The 17,501-nt window shown below is 62.5% G+C and carries 13 protein-coding genes; 4 read left to right on the forward strand and 9 right to left on the reverse strand.

Translation table 11 applies throughout. The annotated features are described in order from the left end of the window. Positions 1 to 67: 67 nt before the first annotated feature. Complete coding sequence (ilvD, locus tag AB4N41_RS07215) at positions 68 to 1,909, forward strand: dihydroxy-acid dehydratase (protein WP_024014684.1); 1,842 nt, start codon at positions 68 to 70, stop codon at positions 1,907 to 1,909. Between the two features lie 200 nt (positions 1,910 to 2,109). On the opposite strand, the gene AB4N41_RS07220 is transcribed toward ilvD, so the two are convergent. Then, positions 2,110 to 3,165 (reverse strand): HAD family hydrolase, encoded by a 1,056-nt coding sequence (locus AB4N41_RS07220; RefSeq protein ID WP_095181319.1) that lies wholly within the window; start codon positions 3,163 to 3,165, stop codon positions 2,110 to 2,112. A gap of 239 nt (positions 3,166 to 3,404) precedes the next feature. Between AB4N41_RS07220 and AB4N41_RS07225 the strand changes: the two genes are divergently transcribed. Beyond that, a complete protein-coding gene (locus AB4N41_RS07225) occupies positions 3,405 to 4,796 on the forward strand; it encodes an L-cystine transporter (protein WP_150636952.1) in 1,392 nt (463 codons plus the stop codon). A 93-nt stretch (positions 4,797 to 4,889) separates the two neighbouring features. Here AB4N41_RS07225 and AB4N41_RS07230 read toward each other — a convergent pair whose 3' ends face one another. Beyond that, complete coding sequence (locus tag AB4N41_RS07230; RefSeq protein ID WP_095181318.1) at positions 4,890 to 5,402, reverse strand: dihydrofolate reductase; 513 nt, start codon at positions 5,400 to 5,402, stop codon at positions 4,890 to 4,892. 85 nt (positions 5,403 to 5,487) lie between these two features. On the opposite strand from AB4N41_RS07230, the gene AB4N41_RS07235 reads away from it, so the two are divergent. Both AB4N41_RS07235 and AB4N41_RS07240 read left to right on the forward strand, forming a co-directional pair. Then, on the forward strand, positions 5,488 to 6,861 hold the full coding sequence (locus AB4N41_RS07235; RefSeq protein ID WP_252877066.1) for a DUF2868 domain-containing protein: 1,374 nt from the start codon (positions 5,488 to 5,490) through the stop codon (positions 6,859 to 6,861). Beyond that, entirely contained in the window at positions 6,854 to 8,239 is a 1,386-nt protein-coding gene (locus tag AB4N41_RS07240; RefSeq protein ID WP_095181316.1) for a GTPase/DUF3482 domain-containing protein, read from the forward strand. The genes AB4N41_RS07235 and AB4N41_RS07240 overlap by 8 nt, the downstream gene beginning before the upstream one ends. 162 nt (positions 8,240 to 8,401) lie before the next feature. Here AB4N41_RS07240 and AB4N41_RS07245 read toward each other — a convergent pair whose 3' ends face one another. From AB4N41_RS07245 to AB4N41_RS07275, 7 genes are all read right to left on the reverse strand, one after another. Further along, a complete protein-coding gene (locus tag AB4N41_RS07245) occupies positions 8,402 to 8,959 on the reverse strand; it encodes a phosphonate degradation HD-domain oxygenase (protein ID WP_016772691.1) in 558 nt (185 codons plus the stop codon). Beyond that, positions 8,956 to 10,089: a TIGR03364 family FAD-dependent oxidoreductase gene (locus AB4N41_RS07250; RefSeq protein WP_252877067.1), complete on the reverse strand. Its 1,134-nt coding sequence runs from the start codon at positions 10,087 to 10,089 to the stop codon at positions 8,956 to 8,958. Before AB4N41_RS07250 ends, AB4N41_RS07245 begins: the two co-directional genes overlap by 4 nt. A 118-nt stretch (positions 10,090 to 10,207) precedes the next feature. After that, entirely contained in the window at positions 10,208 to 11,233 is a 1,026-nt protein-coding gene (locus AB4N41_RS07255) for a putative 2-aminoethylphosphonate ABC transporter substrate-binding protein (protein WP_460138371.1), read from the reverse strand. A 37-nt stretch (positions 11,234 to 11,270) separates the two neighbouring features. Next, positions 11,271 to 12,995, reverse strand: coding sequence for a putative 2-aminoethylphosphonate ABC transporter permease subunit (locus tag AB4N41_RS07260; protein WP_252877068.1), 1,725 nt, complete (start codon positions 12,993 to 12,995; stop codon positions 11,271 to 11,273). Further along, the gene (locus AB4N41_RS07265) at positions 12,995 to 14,071 is read right to left on the reverse strand and encodes a putative 2-aminoethylphosphonate ABC transporter ATP-binding protein (RefSeq protein WP_252877069.1); all 1,077 of its coding nucleotides are present in this window, start codon (positions 14,069 to 14,071) and stop codon (positions 12,995 to 12,997) included. The genes AB4N41_RS07260 and AB4N41_RS07265 overlap by 1 nt, the downstream gene beginning before the upstream one ends. A gap of 221 nt (positions 14,072 to 14,292) precedes the next feature. Next, entirely contained in the window at positions 14,293 to 15,156 is an 864-nt protein-coding gene (locus AB4N41_RS07270) for a LysR family transcriptional regulator (protein WP_024014693.1), read from the reverse strand. A gap of 13 nt (positions 15,157 to 15,169) precedes the next feature. Continuing rightward, a complete protein-coding gene (locus tag AB4N41_RS07275) occupies positions 15,170 to 17,425 on the reverse strand; it encodes a heavy metal translocating P-type ATPase (protein WP_252877070.1) in 2,256 nt (751 codons plus the stop codon). Positions 17,426 to 17,501 lie beyond the last annotated feature (76 nt).

A 17,501-nucleotide genomic window follows, 5' to 3' on the forward strand; every position in this document is an offset into this window, starting at 1 on the left:
CGGGTGTTTCAGAGGTCAACAGAAGCTCACTCCCCTTTAGTACGTGATTAGCCGCCCGGAGTGCTCCATGCCAGATTACCGCTCGAAAACATCCACCCACGGCCGCAACATGGCCGGCGCCCGCGCACTGTGGCGCGCCACCGGCATGAAAGATGACGACTTCAAGAAGCCGATCATTGCCATCGCCAACTCGTTCACCCAGTTCGTCCCGGGGCATGTGCACCTGAAGGACCTGGGTCAACTGGTCGCCCGCGAAATCGAACGCGCCGGTGGCGTGGCCAAGGAATTCAACACCATCGCCGTCGATGACGGCATCGCCATGGGCCACGACGGCATGCTGTATTCGCTGCCGAGTCGCGAGATCATCGCCGACTCCGTCGAGTACATGGTCAATGCCCACTGCGCCGACGCTATCGTGTGCATTTCCAACTGCGACAAGATCACCCCGGGCATGCTGATGGCCGCGCTGCGCCTGAACATTCCGGTGATCTTCGTTTCCGGCGGTCCGATGGAAGCGGGCAAGACCAAACTCGCCTCCCACGGCCTCGACCTCGTCGACGCCATGGTGATCGCCGCCGACTCCAGCGCTTCTGACGAGAAAGTCGCCGAGTACGAGCGTAGCGCCTGCCCGACCTGCGGTTCGTGCTCCGGCATGTTCACCGCCAACTCGATGAACTGCCTGACTGAAGCACTGGGTCTGGCCTTGCCGGGTAACGGCTCCACTCTGGCCACTCACAGCGACCGCGAGCAGCTGTTCCTGCAGGCCGGTCGCACCATCGTCGAGCTGTGCAAGCGTTACTACGGCGAGAACGATGACTCCGTGCTGCCGCGCAACATCGCCAACTTCAAGGCGTTCGAGAACGCGATGATGCTCGACATCGCCATGGGCGGTTCGACCAACACCATCCTGCACTTGCTCGCAGCTGCCCAGGAAGCCGAGATCGATTTCGACCTGCGCGACATCGACCGCCTCTCGCGCAGCGTGCCGCAGCTGTGCAAAGTCGCGCCGAACATCCAGAAGTACCACATGGAAGACGTGCACCGCGCCGGCGGCATTTTCAGCATCCTCGGTTCGCTGGCCCGTGGCGGCCTGCTGCACACCGACCTGCCGACCGTACACAGCCGCAGCATGGAAGAAGCCATCGCCAAGTGGGACATCACCCAGACCAGCGACGAAGCCGTGCATCACTTCTTCAAGGCAGGTCCTGCGGGCATTCCGACCCAGACCGCGTTCAGCCAGTCGACCCGCTGGGAAACCCTCGACGACGACCGTGAAAACGGCTGCATCCGCAGCTTCGAGCACGCCTATTCGAAAGAAGGCGGCCTCGCCGTGCTGTACGGCAACATCGCGCAGGACGGCTGCGTGGTGAAAACCGCCGGGGTCGATGAGTCGATCCACGTCTTCGAAGGCAACGCGAAAATCTTCGAAAGCCAGGACAGCGCCGTGCGCGGCATCCTCGCCGACGAAGTGAAGGAAGGCGACATCGTCATCATTCGCTACGAAGGCCCGAAAGGCGGCCCGGGCATGCAGGAAATGCTCTACCCGACGTCCTACCTGAAATCCAAAGGTCTGGGCAAAGCCTGTGCGCTGCTCACCGACGGGCGTTTCTCCGGCGGTACTTCCGGCCTGTCGATTGGTCACGCTTCGCCAGAAGCTGCGGCCGGCGGCGCGATTGGTCTGGTGCAGGATGGCGACAAGGTGCTGATCGACATTCCGAACCGCTCGATCAACCTGTTGGTCAGCGACGAAGAACTGGCGGCACGCCGTGCCGAGCAGGACAAGAAAGGCTGGAAACCGGTCGAGGTGCGTCCACGCAAAGTGACCACCGCGCTCAAGGCCTACGCCCTGCTGGCGACCAGTGCCGACAAGGGCGCGGTGCGCAACAAAGCGATGCTCGACGGGCTGTAACCGTCAAATCGCCGATGCAAAAATGCCCTGCCATGTGCGGGGCTGATCGTTCCCACGCTCTGCGTGGGAATGTCTCAAGGGACGCTCCGCGTCCAGTGACGCGGAGCGTCACGGGCTGCATTCCCACGCAGAGCGTGGGAACGATCCAAAACAAGATCAAAAGATCGTAACCTTCGGCAGCTCCTACATGCGATCGTGGCTTACTGGATGTCTTCCGGTTTGACGATCACCCAGTTCTTGTCCGCCGTCACCGGCAAGCCTTCCTTGGCCTGCGCCGCCGCGTGCCTGGCCATCATGCCGTTGATTTGCGTCATGTACTTGTCCTTGCGGTTGATCCACAAGTGAATGCCGCCCTTGGCCACATCGACATCGTGGAACAGCATGTAACCGTCGCTCGTCGGGGTATCGCCGCCGACCAGTACCGGTTTTTTCCATTCATCGATATAGGTCAGGATCGCTGCGTGCTTGCCGGCCATCCACGTTGCCGGGGTCCACAGGTACGGCGTCAGCTCCAGGCCGAGGTTGGCCTTCTCGTCATATTTGCCAGCAGTGATCTGTTTGCGCGCAGTGGTCAGCTCGCCGGTCTTCTGATCCTTGAGCAGCAGTGAAACGCCAATGACGTTCTGCGGTTTGACGTTGTAACCGTACTTGGGATCCGCCGCGACCATGCGTACCAGCTCCTCTGAAGCGGCGGTCATCACGTAGACCTCGATGCCGTTCTCCATCAGCTTGTTGTACAGCTCCTGCTGGCCAGTGAAGATCTTCGGCGGATTGACATCAAGCTTCTTCACCACATCGCCTTCGTAATACGTCGCCGGCACCGGTTTGCCCGAAGCCATCAGCTCGTCAACGTAGCCCTTGAGTTCCTTGAGGGTGAAGCCAGAGAACACCTGCGCCACCCACGGGTAGCAGACCATGTCGTCGACTTCGCAGAGCCGGTAGTAATAACTGAACAGGCTTTCCTTGTGCTCGGCGGTGTCCTTGAAGGGCATCAGTTTCAGCGAGGGGTCGAGCTTGTCGCGGGTAATAAGGCCTTTGTTTTCCATGAACGGCAGCAAGGATTCTTCGAGGTCGTAGCGGTAACTGGTGTTGTCCATGTCGAACACCGCGTAATTACCCTTGTTGGCGTTGGCGGCAATCATCGCGTCCAGCGCCTTGGCCTGATCCGCCGGCCAATGCTTGAGGTCCGTGGCCAATGCCTGGCCAGCAAGGCCAGCCGCCAGTGCCATAGCCAACAACGTGCGTGCAATTCTCATAGCGCTACTCCCCGATGCAAAGAGTTCGACGCTAACAAATCATTGTGACAAGCCTCGCCTGTCAGCGACCGCTTACGTCCCCTGCGCGTCAGTTGCATTGCCGACAGCGACACGCGCTTATTCCAAAAACGACGGTTGCCCAGCCATTTTGGTATTAAATCATTGCAAATCAAGCTGTTAGGCTTGCCGGTTCGCAGCAGCCCCGGATGGCTGTTGGCACAGTCTTTACTGGAGTTCTCATGAATCTACCGCTGATTCTCAACCTGCTGGTGTTCCTCGCCCTGCTCTTCGGTCTGGCGCAGACCCGCCACACCACCTGGAGCCTGGCGAAAAAAGTCCTGCTCGCACTGGTCCTCGGCGTGGCGTTCGGCGTCGCGCTGCACACGATTTACGGTGCCGGCAATCCGGTGCTGAAAGCCTCGATCGGCTGGTTCGATCTGGTCGGCAACGGTTACGTGCAGTTGCTGCAAATGATCGTGATCCCGCTGGTGTTCGCTTCGATCCTCAGCGCCGTCGCCCGCCTGCACAACGCCTCGTCGCTGGGCAAGATCAGTTTCCTGACCATCGGCACGCTTCTGTTCACCACCGCCATCGCGGCGTTGATCGGCATCGGCCTGACCAACCTGTTCGGCCTCAGCGCTGAAGGTCTGATCGCCGGCACTCAGGAAATGGCGCGCCTGCAAACCATTCAGAACGACTACGCCGGCAAGGTCGCCGACCTCAATGTGCCGCAACTGCTGCTGTCGTTCATTCCGCAGAACCCGTTTGCCGACCTGGCCCGGGCCAAGCCGACCTCGATCATCAGTGTGGTGATCTTCGCCGCGTTCCTCGGGGTTGCCGCGCTGCAACTGCTCAAGGACGACGTCGAGAAAGGTCAGAAAGTGATCAACGCCATCGACACCCTGCAAGCCTGGGTGATGCGTCTGGTGCGTCTGGTGATGAAGCTGACCCCGTACGGTGTGCTGGCGCTGATGACCAAAGTGGTCGCCGGTTCCAACCTGCAGGACATCATCAAGCTGGGCAGTTTCGTCGTGGTCTCGTATATCGGCCTGGGCCTGATGTTCGTCGTGCACGGCGTGCTGGTGTCGGCCGCCGGGATCAACCCGCTGCGCTTCTTCCGCAAGATCTGGCCGGTGCTGACCTTCGCCTTCACCAGCCGCTCCAGCGCGGCAACCATTCCGCTGAGCATCGAAGCGCAGACCCGTCGTCTGGGCATTCCGTCGTCAGTCGCCAGTTTCGCTGCCTCGTTCGGTGCGACCATCGGCCAGAACGGGTGTGCCGGCCTGTACCCCGCGATGTTGGCGGTGATGGTGGCACCAACGGTCGGCATCAACCCGCTGGATCCGCTGTGGATCGCGACGCTGGTAGCGATTGTCACGTTGAGTTCGGCCGGTGTCGCCGGAGTGGGTGGAGGCGCGACGTTCGCCGCACTGATCGTGCTGCCAGCGATGGGCCTGCCGGTGTCACTGGTGGCGTTGCTGATTTCGGTCGAGCCGCTGATCGATATGGGCCGCACCGCGTTGAACGTGAGTGGCTCGATTACCGCAGGGGCGATTACCAGTCAGGTCATGCAGCAGACTGATAAAGCGTTGCTGGATGCCGATGAACACGCAGAGTTGGCCCAGGCTTAAGCTTCTCAGCGACTGAGCGGGCCTCTTCGCGAGCAGGCTCGCTCCCACACTGAAATGCGTTCCCCTGTGGGAGCGAGCCTGCTCGCGAAGCTGTTAGGCTTTCTCCCAAACCTCAAAGCTATATGCAGGTTTATCGCCCTCTGCCGGATTCGGTACATCCGACACCAGCTTCCATTCGCTCAGATCAAACTCCGGAAACCACGCATCCCCTTCCGGGCTCAGCGCTACGCGGGTCAGGTACAGCCGATCGGCCTGCGCCAGCCCTTGCGCATACAACTGCGCGCCGCCAATCAGCATCAGTTCATCAACGCCCTGGGCTTTCGCCCATTCCTCGGCGCGGGCCACGGCGGCTTCCAGCGACGGATAGACCTCGGCGCCTTCGAGCTGCAGATCAGGCTGACGGCTGACCACGATGTTCAAGCGCCCCGGCAACGGCCGGCCGAGCGAATCCCAGGTCTTTCGGCCCATGATGATCGGCTTGCCGAGCGTGGTCGCCTTGAAGTATTTGAAGTCCCCCGGCAGGTGCCAGGGCATGCTGTTGTCGACGCCGATCACGCGGTTTTCACCGAGGGCTGCGATCAGGCTGAGGGGCAGTGATTTAGTCATGCCGGCGAGGATACCAGAGCCGCGCTTACCCCGATAAGCGCCACAGCGGTTATGCTCAGCGCTCGATTTAGCGACGGGACGCCGCGTGACTGAACTGACTCCACTGCAAAACCTCTGGCTCACCGAAACCATCCGCCTGCGCGAAGAACACGCGGGGCCGCTGGATGATCTGGAAGCCAATCGTCTGGCCCGCGCCGCTGGCGGCGATCTGCCGAGCCGCATTGCACGCCGGGCGCTATGGCTGGCCGAGCGTGACGGGCTGACCGCCGCCCTCAAGCACTGGCTGCAAGGCGCGCGTCTGGCGCTGGTGCTGTTGATGATTTTCGCCGTGCTCAGCGGCGCCGGTCTGGCTTTCGCCGCACTTGGGCAGACGCCGGTGAATGTGTTCTGGGCGCTGGGCAGTCTGCTCGGGATCAATCTGATTTTGCTGCTGAGTTGGGCGCTGGGCTTGATTTTCGCAGGCGAACACGGCGCCACCCTCGGGCGCTTGTGGCTGTGGCTCAGCGAAAAATTCGCCCGCGATGCCAAAGCCGCGCAACTGGCGCCGGCCCTGCTGTTGCTGCTGCAACGCAAGAAACTCAACCGCTGGGCGCTCGGCGCGTTGGTCAATGGCCTGTGGCTGCTGGCGATGCTCAGCGCGCTGATTCTGTTGCTGACGCTGATGGCCACGCGGCGCTACGGCTTTGTCTGGGAAACCACGATCCTCGGCGCCGACACCTTTATCCATGTCACCCAGGCCCTTGGCTATCTGCCGTCGCTGCTCGGCTTCAATGTGCCGACCGAGGAAATGATCCGCGCCAGCGGCGACGGCGCACTGGATATTGAAAGCGCACGACAAGCCTGGGCGACCTGGCTGGTCGGTGTGCTGGTGGTCTACGGCGTGCTGCCGCGCCTGCTGCTCGCGATGTTCTGCCTGTGGCGCTGGAACAGCGGCAAAGCGGCGCTGCGCCTGGATCTGAACCTGCCCGGCTACGCGCAACTGCGCGAACGGTTGATGCCGACCAGCGAACGCCTTGGTGTCAACGACCCGGAGCCGGCGCAACTGCATCGCATCGAAAGCAACGTCGGCGAACGCGCCAGCGAAGGCGCGCTGCTGGTGGCGATCGAGTTGGACGAACAGCGTCCGTGGCCACCCGCGCTGCCGAAAAACGTCAGCAACGCGGGCATCCTCGACAGTCGCGAATCGCGGCACAAACTGCTCGAGCAACTCAGTCGCTTCCCGCCAGCGCGGCTGGCCATCGCCTGTGATCCGCGACGTTCGCCGGATCGCGGCAGCCTCGCGCTGATCGCCGAACTCGCGCGCAACGCCGGCGCCACTCGCATCTGGCTGCTGCAAGCGCCACCCGGCGAAGCGCTGGACGGGCAACGTCTGGGTGACTGGCACGCGGCGCTGCAACAGCTGGAACTGCCATTCGCCGATTGCGCGCCGATGAACTGGCTGGAGAGCGGACATGACTGATGCACGCAAGGCCCCGCTGAAACTGGCAGTGGTTGGCCACACCAACGTCGGCAAGACCTCGCTGCTGCGCACGCTGACCCGTGACGTCGGCTTCGGCGAAGTCTCGCACAGGCCGAGCACCACCCGGCATGTCGAAGGCGCGCGGTTGTCGGTGGATGGCGAGCCGTTGCTCGATCTGTACGACACGCCGGGGCTGGAAGATGCGATCGCCCTGCTGGATTTTCTCGAGCGTCTGGAACGCCCCGGCGAACGCCTCGACGGCCCGGCACGGCTGGCACGGTTTCTCGACGGCAGCGAGGCGCGCCAGCGTTTCGAACAGGAAGCCAAGGTACTGCGACAACTGCTGGCCTCCGATGCCGGTCTGTATGTGATCGACGCCCGTGAACCGGTGCTGGCCAAGTACCGCGACGAGCTGGAAGTGCTCGCCAGTTGCGGCAAACCGCTGCTGCCGGTGCTGAATTTCGTCAGCAGCGCCAACCATCGCGAACCCGATTGGCGTGAAGCGCTGGCGCGGTTGGGGCTGCATGCGTTGGTACGTTTCGACAGCGTCGCGCCGCCCGAGGATGGCGAGCGGCGCTTGTACGAGAGCCTCGCCCTTCTATTGGAAAACGCCCGGCCGCAACTGGAGCGGTTGATCGCCGACCAGCAGGCGCAGCGCCTCGCCCGTCAGCAAAGCGCCGCGCGCCTGATTGCCGAATTGCTGATCGATTGCGCCGCGTGCCGACGCAGTGTGGTCAGCGAAGCCGAGCAGGAACAGCAGGCGATCAGCGAGCTGCGCAAAGCCGTACGTCAGCGTGAGCAGAAGTGCGTTGAGGCGCTGCTCAAGCTCTACGCGTTTCGCCCGCAGGACGCGGCGGCCAGTGACTTGCCGTTGCTCGACGGGCGCTGGGGCGATGATCTGTTCAACCCGGAAACCCTGAAGCAACTCGGCGTGCGCGTCGGCGGCGGCATTGCTGCCGGTGCAGCGGCCGGGGCTGGGGTGGATTTGCTGGTCGGCGGGATTACCCTTGGCGCGGCGGCACTGGCCGGCGCGATTGCCGGTGGCGCACTGCAAACCGCGCGCAGTTATGGCAGTCGCCTGCTCGGCAAGATCAAAGGCCAGCGGGAATTGACAGTGGATGACGCCGTGCTGCGCCTGTTGGCGTTGCGCCAGCGCCAGTTGCTGCTGGCCCTGGATCAGCGCGGGCATGCGGCGATGGACAGCATTCAGGTGGCCACGCCTCTGGACAAGACCTGGCGCGAAGGCAAGTTGCCGGAAGCGCTGAACAAGGCGCGCGCGCATCCGCAGTGGTCGTCGCTCAATCCGCAGGCGAAGTTGAATCAGGCGGAAAGGCAGGAGCAGGTTGAGGCGTTGGTTGATCGGGTGCTTGAGCTTTAGATCGCTACCCCCTCACCCCAGCCCTCTCCCGGAGGGAGAGGGGGCCGACTGTGTTGCTCTTGGGTCATACACCGACCTGAGATATCCAGTCGAACTCAGGTTTGAAAAGCATGGAGATCAGCTCCCTCTCCCTCCGGGAGAGGGCTGGGGTGAGGGCTGCAATCACTCAGCCGACAACAATTTCTCAGCCTTGCGCTTTAACACACTCAGATCCACCAGCGGCACTGCAACCTCCTTCGCCAACTCATCCCAGCGCCGCATGCGCAAACTCAGCGCACACAAAGGATCAGCCTCGAACGCATCCGCCTCAGCCGCGCTCATTATCCCGCCCTGATATTCCAGCGTCCTGCGACTCGCCTCACTCAACCGCGCGTAATAGCCCGGCTCGCGTAAGGTCAGATAGCGCTTGGCCTGGACGTGATATTCCACCAGTCGCGCCAGCCGTTCGCTGAAACCTGCCTCACGCAGATAATCGGCCCCGAGCCGTTCATGGCTGACCACGCCATAACCGCCCATGTTTTCCGCACCCTCGGCACACAAATGGCCGATGTCATGAAAGAACGCCGCCAGCACCACTTCATCGTCGCAGCCTTCAGCCATAGCCAGTTCTGCGGCCTGGGACATGTGCTCGAGCTGCGACACCGGTTCGCCGATGTAATCGCTGGCGCCGAAGCGTTCATACAGGCCGAACACCCGGGCGATCACCTGTTCGTGATTCATGCCTCCTCCAGTAATTGCGCGATGTTGCGTTCGGCCAGCGCCGGGCCGACGCTCATGCCGACGCCGGTGTGCATCAGCGCCACGCTCAGGCCCGGTGCCGGGCGCAGGAAAGAAAACGGACCAGGCCCACGAGCACCATAGACGCCCTGCCAGCGTTCGACCACTTGCACCCGGCAGCCCAGCGTCTGCTCGGCGAGTTCGAGCATCCAGTTGTCGACCTGCTCGGCGTTGAACGGCGACGCATCGCTGCCGTAATGATGCGAATCGCCGATGATCAGTTCGCCATACGGTGTCGGGCTGATCAGCAAGTGAATGCCGTTGGCGTGCAGGTGCGGTTGTTCACGTAGGATCTGCGCCTGCACCGCTGCGGCTTCCGGCAGATCGGCGAAAGCGCCGTAGTGCACGCAGCTCAGGCCGGTGAGCACGGCGTGTTGCAGATCGAGATCGACCTGCGGTTTGGCCCGCAGCATTTGCAGACGACAGATCTGCGGATTGAGCGCAGCAATCGGCTCGGCCAGTAGGGTCTGATAATCGTGGCCGGAGCAGATGATGATCTGCTTGGCGGTAAAACTGCCGGCGGTGCTGTGCAGATGCCCCGGCTCGACATCGCGCACCAGTGTGGAAAAGTGAAACTCGACACCCAGGTCGCGGCGCAAATAATCGATCAGCGCCGGAATCGCTTCGCGCGAGTACAACTGCTGATCATCGATACCGTGCAACGCGGCGCGGTGATGGCTGAACTGGCCGCCATAGAGATCACGCAACGCCGCGCCGCGCAGCAGCTCGACGTTGTAGCCATGCTCGACCGCGCGGTCGGCGCAGAAGGCTTCGAGCAGGTGTTCTTCGGCCTCGCTGCGGGCGAACAGGTACGAACCGTTGCGCTTGATCTGCACACCGGCAAGTTGCGCCCAGTCGCCCCAGATTTCGCGGCTGGCCCTGGCCAGGTCGAGCATGGTGCCGGGCGGCTGACCGGTGACCAGTGCCTGGCCGAAATTGCGCACCGAAGCGCCAAGGGGCGTGGCTGTGCGTTCGAATACCGCGACTTTCAGGCCGCGTTTGGCGGCGGCATAGGCGTGGGACAGACCGAGAATGCCGGCGCCGATGATGAGCAGGTCTTTGGGTTGTGTCATGTAGAGGTGCTCTGAATGAGAAACCGCTTTCGCGAGCAGGCTCGCTCCCACAGGGGACAGCATTGCAACTGTGGGAGCGAGCCTGCTCGCGAAGGGGCCTTGTCAGTCGATAAAGATCTTACTTGGCGACAACTTCCTCGGACTTGCCGTCATACCGCTTGCGCCATTCAGCCAGGATCTCGTCGCGATTCTTTGAGGCCCAGGCAAAGTCGTTCTTGATCAGGCGCTGCTCATAGTCGGCTGGCAATTCGGTTTGCGGCTTGGCAATCCCCGGCTGGGCGAGCACGGCGAAGTTCTCCTTGTACAGATCCATCGCCTCGGCGCTGGCGGAGAAATCAGCGAGTTTCTTCGCCGCTTCTTCGTGCGGCGTGCCTTTGATCACCGCCGTCGCTTCGATCTCCCAGCCCAGACCTTCCTTCGGCAGAATGATGTCCAGCGGCGCGCCCTGGCGTTTCAACTGTACGGCTGGATATTCAAAGGAAATCCCTATCGGAAACTCCCCCGCCGCCGCCAGTTTGCACGGCTTGGAACCGGAGTGAACGTACTGGCCGATGTTCTGGTGCAAGCCGTCCATGTAGGCCCAGCCCTGTTTCTCGCCGAAGGTTTGCAGCCAGGCGCTGACGTCGAGGAAACCGGTGCCGGACGACGCCGGATTGGGCATGACGATCTTGCCCTTGTACTCAGGCTTGGTCAGGTCCTGCCAACTGACCGGTTTGCTCAGACCCTGCTTCTCAGCCTCGACGGTGTTGAAGCAAATGGTCGCGGCCCACACATCCATGCCTACCCAGGCTGGCGGGTTGGCGGCGTCGCGGTAGTTCGCGCCGATCTTGCCGAGATCCTTCGGTGCATAGCTTTGCAGCATGCCTTGCTGGTCGAGAATCGCCAGGCTCGACGCGGCCAGGCCCCACACCGCGTCAGCCTGCGGACGAGCCTTTTCGGCGAGCAGTTTGGCGGTGATGATCCCGGTGGAATCGCGCACCCATTTGATCTCGACGTCCGGGTTGGCCTTTTCGAAAGCGTCCTTGTAGGACTTCAGCTGTTCGGCTTCGAGTGCGGTGTACACCGTCAACTCGGTTTTTGCCGCGAAGGCATTCAGGCTGAAAGTCGCGAGCACAGCAGCGGCCAGGGCCATAGGCTTGAACATGAGCGTTTTCCTGTAGATGAGTTGATCGGGTTTGCAATCAGTGACCGGGCGCGGTTTGCCGCCAGGCCTGGGAACGGCGCAACAGGCCGCGCGAAGCCCACGCCAGCAGCAGCGACACGCCGGCCGAAGTGAACAGAATCAGGGTCGACATTGCCGCCGCACCGCCGACGTTGCCGGCATCGTCCATATTCAGCACCGCCACCGCCGCGAGGATGGTGTCGGGGCTGTAGAGGAAGATCGCGGCGGAAACCGTGGTCATTGCCGAGACGAACAGGTAGCGCACGATGTCCAGCAGCGCCGGCAAGCAGATCGGCACAGTCACGCGCAGGTAATGCCGGTACAGCGGCGCCTTCAGCGACAGCGCCGCAGCCTCGAACTCACCATCGAGCTGGCGCAGCGCGGTGGTCGCGGTCATTTGTGCGGTGGTCAGGTAGTGCGCAATGGTGCAGACGATCAGCAGCGTCATCGTCCCGTACAGCACGTGCAGCGGATTGCCGCTGAGGTTGAAGAAGAAGACGTAACCCAGGCCCAGCACCAGCCCCGGCACCGCCATCGGCACGAAGCTGAGCATGCGCAAAGCCAGGTTCAGCCCGCGCTGAGTGCGGGTTTTCTCCATCAGATAGGCGCCAGTGAAAATCAGCACGCTGCCAATCAGCGCCGTGCCCAGAGCCATCTTCAGACTGTTGCCGTAGGCGAGCCAGCCACCGCCGGCGGTCTCGTTGAACTGATAGTGGTTGAGCGACAGCGACAGGTTGTACGGCCAGAACTTCACCAGCGACGAAAACACCGCCATGCCGAACACCAGAATCAACGCCGCGCTGATCAGCAAAACAATGGCCAGATAGCAGCCGTCGCGCAGCTTGCACGGTAGCGGTTTGAACACCTGCGCGCGCCCGCTCATCGAGTCACCATGGCGGCGACGCAACCAGGCATCGACACCGAAACTGAACAGCGCCGGCAGCAACAGCACCATGCCGATCAACGCGCCGCGACCGAATTGCTGCTGACCGACCACGGCTTTGTAGGCCTCCAGCGCCAGCACTTGATAGTCGCCACCGACCACCACCGGCACACCAAAATCGGTAATGGTCAGGGTGAACACCAGACAGAACGCGGCGAACACCGCCTGGCGGGTCGCCGGCCAGGTAATGCTGCGAAACGCCTTGGCCGGACTGGCGCCCATGCTCGATGCGGCATCGAACAGCCGCGCATCGGCCAGCGACAATGCCGAGAGCAAAATCATCAGCGCATGGGGGAAGGTGTAGATCACCTCGCCCAGCACAATGCCCCAGAACCCATAGATATTGTCCGAGAGCAGCCCACGCAGCATGCCCTGGTTGCCGAACAGATAGACCAGCGCAATGCCCGGCAGCATCGACGGCGCCATCAGCGGCAGCAGGGAAATCCCGCGCCAGATGCCTTTGCCCGGAATCAGCGTGCGTTGCAGCGCGTAGGCAAACAGGTAGGCCAGCGGTACGACAATGGCCGCCACGCTGAGGGACACTTTCAGGCTGTTGCCGAGCAGCCAATGGAAATTGGCACTGGTCACCAACTCCTTCGCCGCGAGCCATCCACCGCCCTGCCCGGCGTCGTTGCTGAAGCCGCGCCAGAAGATCGCCAGCAACGGCAGCAGCACCGCGAGGCCGAGCAACACCAGCAGGAGGACTTTGCCGCCGACCACGAACAGGCGATCGCCGATCTCGGCTTTCGAGGACTGTCGCACCTGCTTGTGCGGTAGCGGCAGCGCGAGGTTGCTGTTCATCAGGCGAACACCTGCAAACTGCGCGGCGGCAAGGCGACCATGATCTGCTGGGCGCCGAGGCGCGGCATGGCTTCTGGCGCGATTTCGGCGAGCAGTGCGTGGCCCGGCAATTGATCAAGTTCGAAGCTCATCCGGCAGCGATTGCCGAGGAAAGTGATTTCGCGGACCTTGGCCGGGAACAGGTTCTCTTCGTGCACCAGCGGATTGACGTTGATCGCCTCCGGGCGGCAGAACAGTCGACCCGAAGCGCCGTGTACGCTGCCCTCGGCCAGGCGCAGATTCATCCCACCGACCCGGGCGTGACTGTCGCTGCTGCGCTGAAACGGCAGCCAGTTGCCCTGGCCGACAAACTCGGCCACGAACGGCGTGGCCGGGCGGTTGTAGATTTCCTGCGGGGTGGCGTACTGCTCGACGCGGCCGTTATTCATGACCGCGATGCGATCGGCCATCAGCATCGCTTCGTCCTGATTGTGCGTGACCATCAGCGTGGTGATGCCGAGGTTGCGTTGCAGCTGACGCAGCTCGGTGCACAAGTGCTCGCGCACCCGCGCGTCGAGGGCCGACATCGGTTCGTCGAGCAACAGCAGCGACGGCGCCGGCGCCAATGCGCGAGCGAGCGCTACTCGCTGTTGCTGACCGCCGGACAATTGGCCTGGGTACTTTTTCTCACTGCCGCTGAGGCCGACCAGTTCCAGCATCTGACCGACACGCCGGCGCACTTCATCGCGGCCGCTGCCAGCGAGGCCGTAGGCAATGTTCGCCTCGACCGTCAGATTGGGGAACAGCGCGTAGGACTGGAACAGAATCCCGTAATCCCGCGCTTGCGGGGCGAGGTGCGAGACATCGCGATCGTCCAGATACAGCTCGCCGCTGTCCTGCTGCTCCAGCCCGGCAATGCAGCGCAACAATGTGGTCTTGCCACAGCCCGACGGACCGAGCAGGCACACCAGTTCGCCGGCGGCGACATCGAGGGAGACGTTATCCAGCGCAGTGAACGCACCGAAACGCTTGTGCACGCCGCGCACTTTCATCGGCGCGCCGGGGTTGGTCAGGGCAGTTGCGATGGCAGGATTCATGGACGGACCTCAGCAAACGGATGAGGCCAATCCTAGAGTTGTAATGCGTCCGTCATGTGGCAACGAGGCAAAAACGGCTGATAGTGGTATTCGGGGATTTTGGTTCACTGCAGATCGTTCCCACGCTCTGCGTGGGAATGCCTCATCGGACGCTCCGCGTTCGGCTTTTGGGACGCAGAGCGTCCCGGGCTGCATTCCCACGCGGAGCGTGGGAACGATCATTACGCAGGAGACATCTCTTGTGCCAAGCCGAGGAACGCCGCCGGCAGACGCGCACCCTTGCGCTCTTTGAGGCAATACAGATACTCCGGAATCTGCGGCGCATTCTCGATGGTCAGCACGCGCAACTGCGGATCATGCGGCACCTCCTGCCGGGCAATGATGCTGATGCCGATATTGCGCAACACCGCCTCGCGAATGGACTCGCGGCTGCCGATTTCCAGCAACGGCCCGAAACTGACCCCGGCGCTGGCCAGCAACTCTTCGGTCAACCGCCGCGTGGTCGAACCCGGCTCGCGCATCAACAACGTATGCCCGGCCAGCGCATTCAACGTCACATGCTCCAGCGAGGCCAACGGATGATTGCGATGCACCGCCAGCACCAGCGGATCGGTGCCGAGCACCCGGCGAATCAACCTTGCATCGTCGAGCAACTGCGACGATGCCGCGACATCCACGCGGTAATCCTCCAGCGCTTCCAGGACCTGCTGCGAGTTGCCGATTTCCACCGACACTTCCACCTGCGGCAAACGCTCGCGGAAGGTCTTCACCAGATCGAGGATGTAATACGGCGCCGTCGCGGCAATGCGCAGCGTGCCCTGCACTTGCCCGCTATTGCGCAGAAAGAACTCGATGTCGGCCTCTTGCTGCAATAGGGTCTTGACCATCGGCAGCAAGCGCGCGCCTTCGTCACTGACGCTTAAGCGGCGCCCGCCACGGTAGAACAGTTCCACCGAATACTGACTCTCCAGATTGCGGATTTGCGTGGTCACGGTCGGTTGGCTGAGGCCGAGTTTTTTCGCCGCCAGCGTAATGCTGCCCAGGCGGGCGACCATGTAAAACGCTTTCAGCTCGGCACTCAGCACACTCTTTCCTCATCTATTTGCGCAGCAGGCGCAAACCGTTGAACACCACCAGCAGGCTCACACCCATATCGGCAAACACCGCCATCCACATGGTGGCAAGCCCGGCAAAGGTTACCGCAAGAAAGATCGCCTTGATCACCAGCGCCAGTGCGATGTTCTGTTTCAGGATGCTGGCGGTGTTGCGCGACAGGCTGATGAACGCGGGGATCTTGCGCAGATCGTCGTCCATCAGGGCGACATCGGCGGTTTCGATCGCGGTATCGGTGCCGGCGGCGGCCATGGCGAAACCGATCTCGGCGCGGGCCAGTGCCGGGGCGTCGTTGATGCCATCGCCGACCATACCGACCCGGTGGCCCTGCTTGTACAGATCTTCAATCGCTTGCAGCTTGTCGGTCGGCAGCAAGTCGCCGCGCGCCTCGTCGATGCCGACCTGGGCGGCAATCGCTTGCGCGGTGTGGACGTTGTCGCCGGTCAGCATCAGGGTTTTCACGCCGAGTTCATGCAACTGACGAATCGCTTCGCGGCTGGTTTCCTTGACCGTGTCGGCCACGGCGAACAGCGCCAGCGGGCCTGATTTGTCGAGCAGCAACACCACGGATTTGCCCTGCTTTTCCAGGGCGAACAGCTTCTCTTCCAGCTGCGGTGAGCACAGGCCAAGCTCTTCGACCAGACGATGGTTGCCCAAGTGATAAGTCTGGCCGTTGATGTCGCCTTTGACGCCCCGCCCGCCCAGCGCGGCGAAGTTATCCACAGTCAGCGCGGCGAGGTTTTTATCCACAGCGGCGTTGGCAATCGCCAGCGACACCGGGTGATCGGAGCGCCCGGCCAGCGCGGCGGCGATTGCCGGTGCGCTGGCATCGGCTGTCGGGTCGAGTGACAGGTAATCGGTCTGCACCGGTTTGCCGTGGGTGATCGTGCCGGTCTTGTCCAGCGCCAGATAATCAAGCTTGAAGCCGCCCTCCAGATACACGCCGCCCTTGACCAGAATGCCCTTGCGCGCGGCTGCCGCGAGGCCGCTGACGATGGTCACCGGGGTGGAAATCACCAGTGCGCACGGGCAGGCAACCACCAGCAACACCAGCGCGCGGTAGATCCAGTCGAACCACGCCGCGCCCATGAACAACGGCGGGATGATCGCCACGGCCAAGGCGAAGACGAAGACCGCCGGGGTGTAGATTTTCGAGAATTGGTCAACGAAACGCTGCGTCGGCGCCCGCGCGCCCTGGGCCTGTTCGACGGCGTGAATGATCCGCGCCAGGGTCGAATTGTTCGCCGCAGCGGTCACCGTGTATTCCAGCGAACCGGCCTGATTGATGGTGCCCGCGAAGACTTTGTCACCGACGGTTTTTTCCACCGGCAGGCTTTCGCCGGTGATCGGCGCTTGGTCGATGGTCGAGCTGCCGCTGACCACCGCGCCGTCCAGCGCGATGCGCTCGCCGGGTTTCACCCGCACGCGGGCGCCGAGATCGACGCTTTTTACCTCTTGTTCGCGCCAGTTGCCGTCAGCCTGCAATACCGTGGCCTGCTCCGGGGTCATCTGCATCAAGCCGCTGATCGCATTGCGTGCACGATCCAGCGAGCGCGCCTCAATCAGCTCGGCGACGGTGAACAGGAACATCACCATCGCCGCTTCCGGCCACTGGCCGATGAGGATCGCGCCCGTCACGGCGATGCTCATCAGCGCATTGATGTTGAGATTGCGGTTCTTCAGGGCGATCCAGCCCTTTTTATAAGTGCCGAGGCCGCCGCTGAGGATCGACACCAGCGCAACGACTGCCACCACCCAGTCCGGCGCGGCGCTGGTGAAATGAATGACTTCGGCGCCCAGCGCGGTCAAGCCGGACAGCGCCAATGGCCACCAGTGTTTTTTCACCGCTGCCGGTGCCGGCGCATCGACGCCCTCCTCCAGCGGCTCGGCGTGCATGCCGAGGGAGTTGATCGCTTCGGTGATCGGCTCGGTGCCCGGCAGATTGTGGGTCACGCCAAGCACGCGGTTAATCAGATTGAATTCCAGCTGCTGCACGCCGGCCAGTTTGCCGAGCTTGTTCTGGATCAGCGTCTGCTCGGTCGGGCAGTCCATCGCCTCGATGCGGAAGCTGCTCAGGCGCGCGTCGGCGCTGGTCTTTTCGCTCAGTTGCACCCGCGCAGGTGCGGCGGCTTTTGACGAGCAGCAGGAATCGCCGCCATGCGCATGTTTATGCACGGGCTGCAATTTATGACTGTGATCGTGACCGTCGCCGGGCTTGTGGGTGTGCAGGGAATCGCTCATTGGTCGCGTCCATGAAGGTGCCTGTTGCCAAGTAAAGACCCTGTAGCCACTATAGGGTCAAGCACCCTTTTGGAGA

The organism is Pseudomonas sp. S2_A10 (assembly GCF_054668465.1).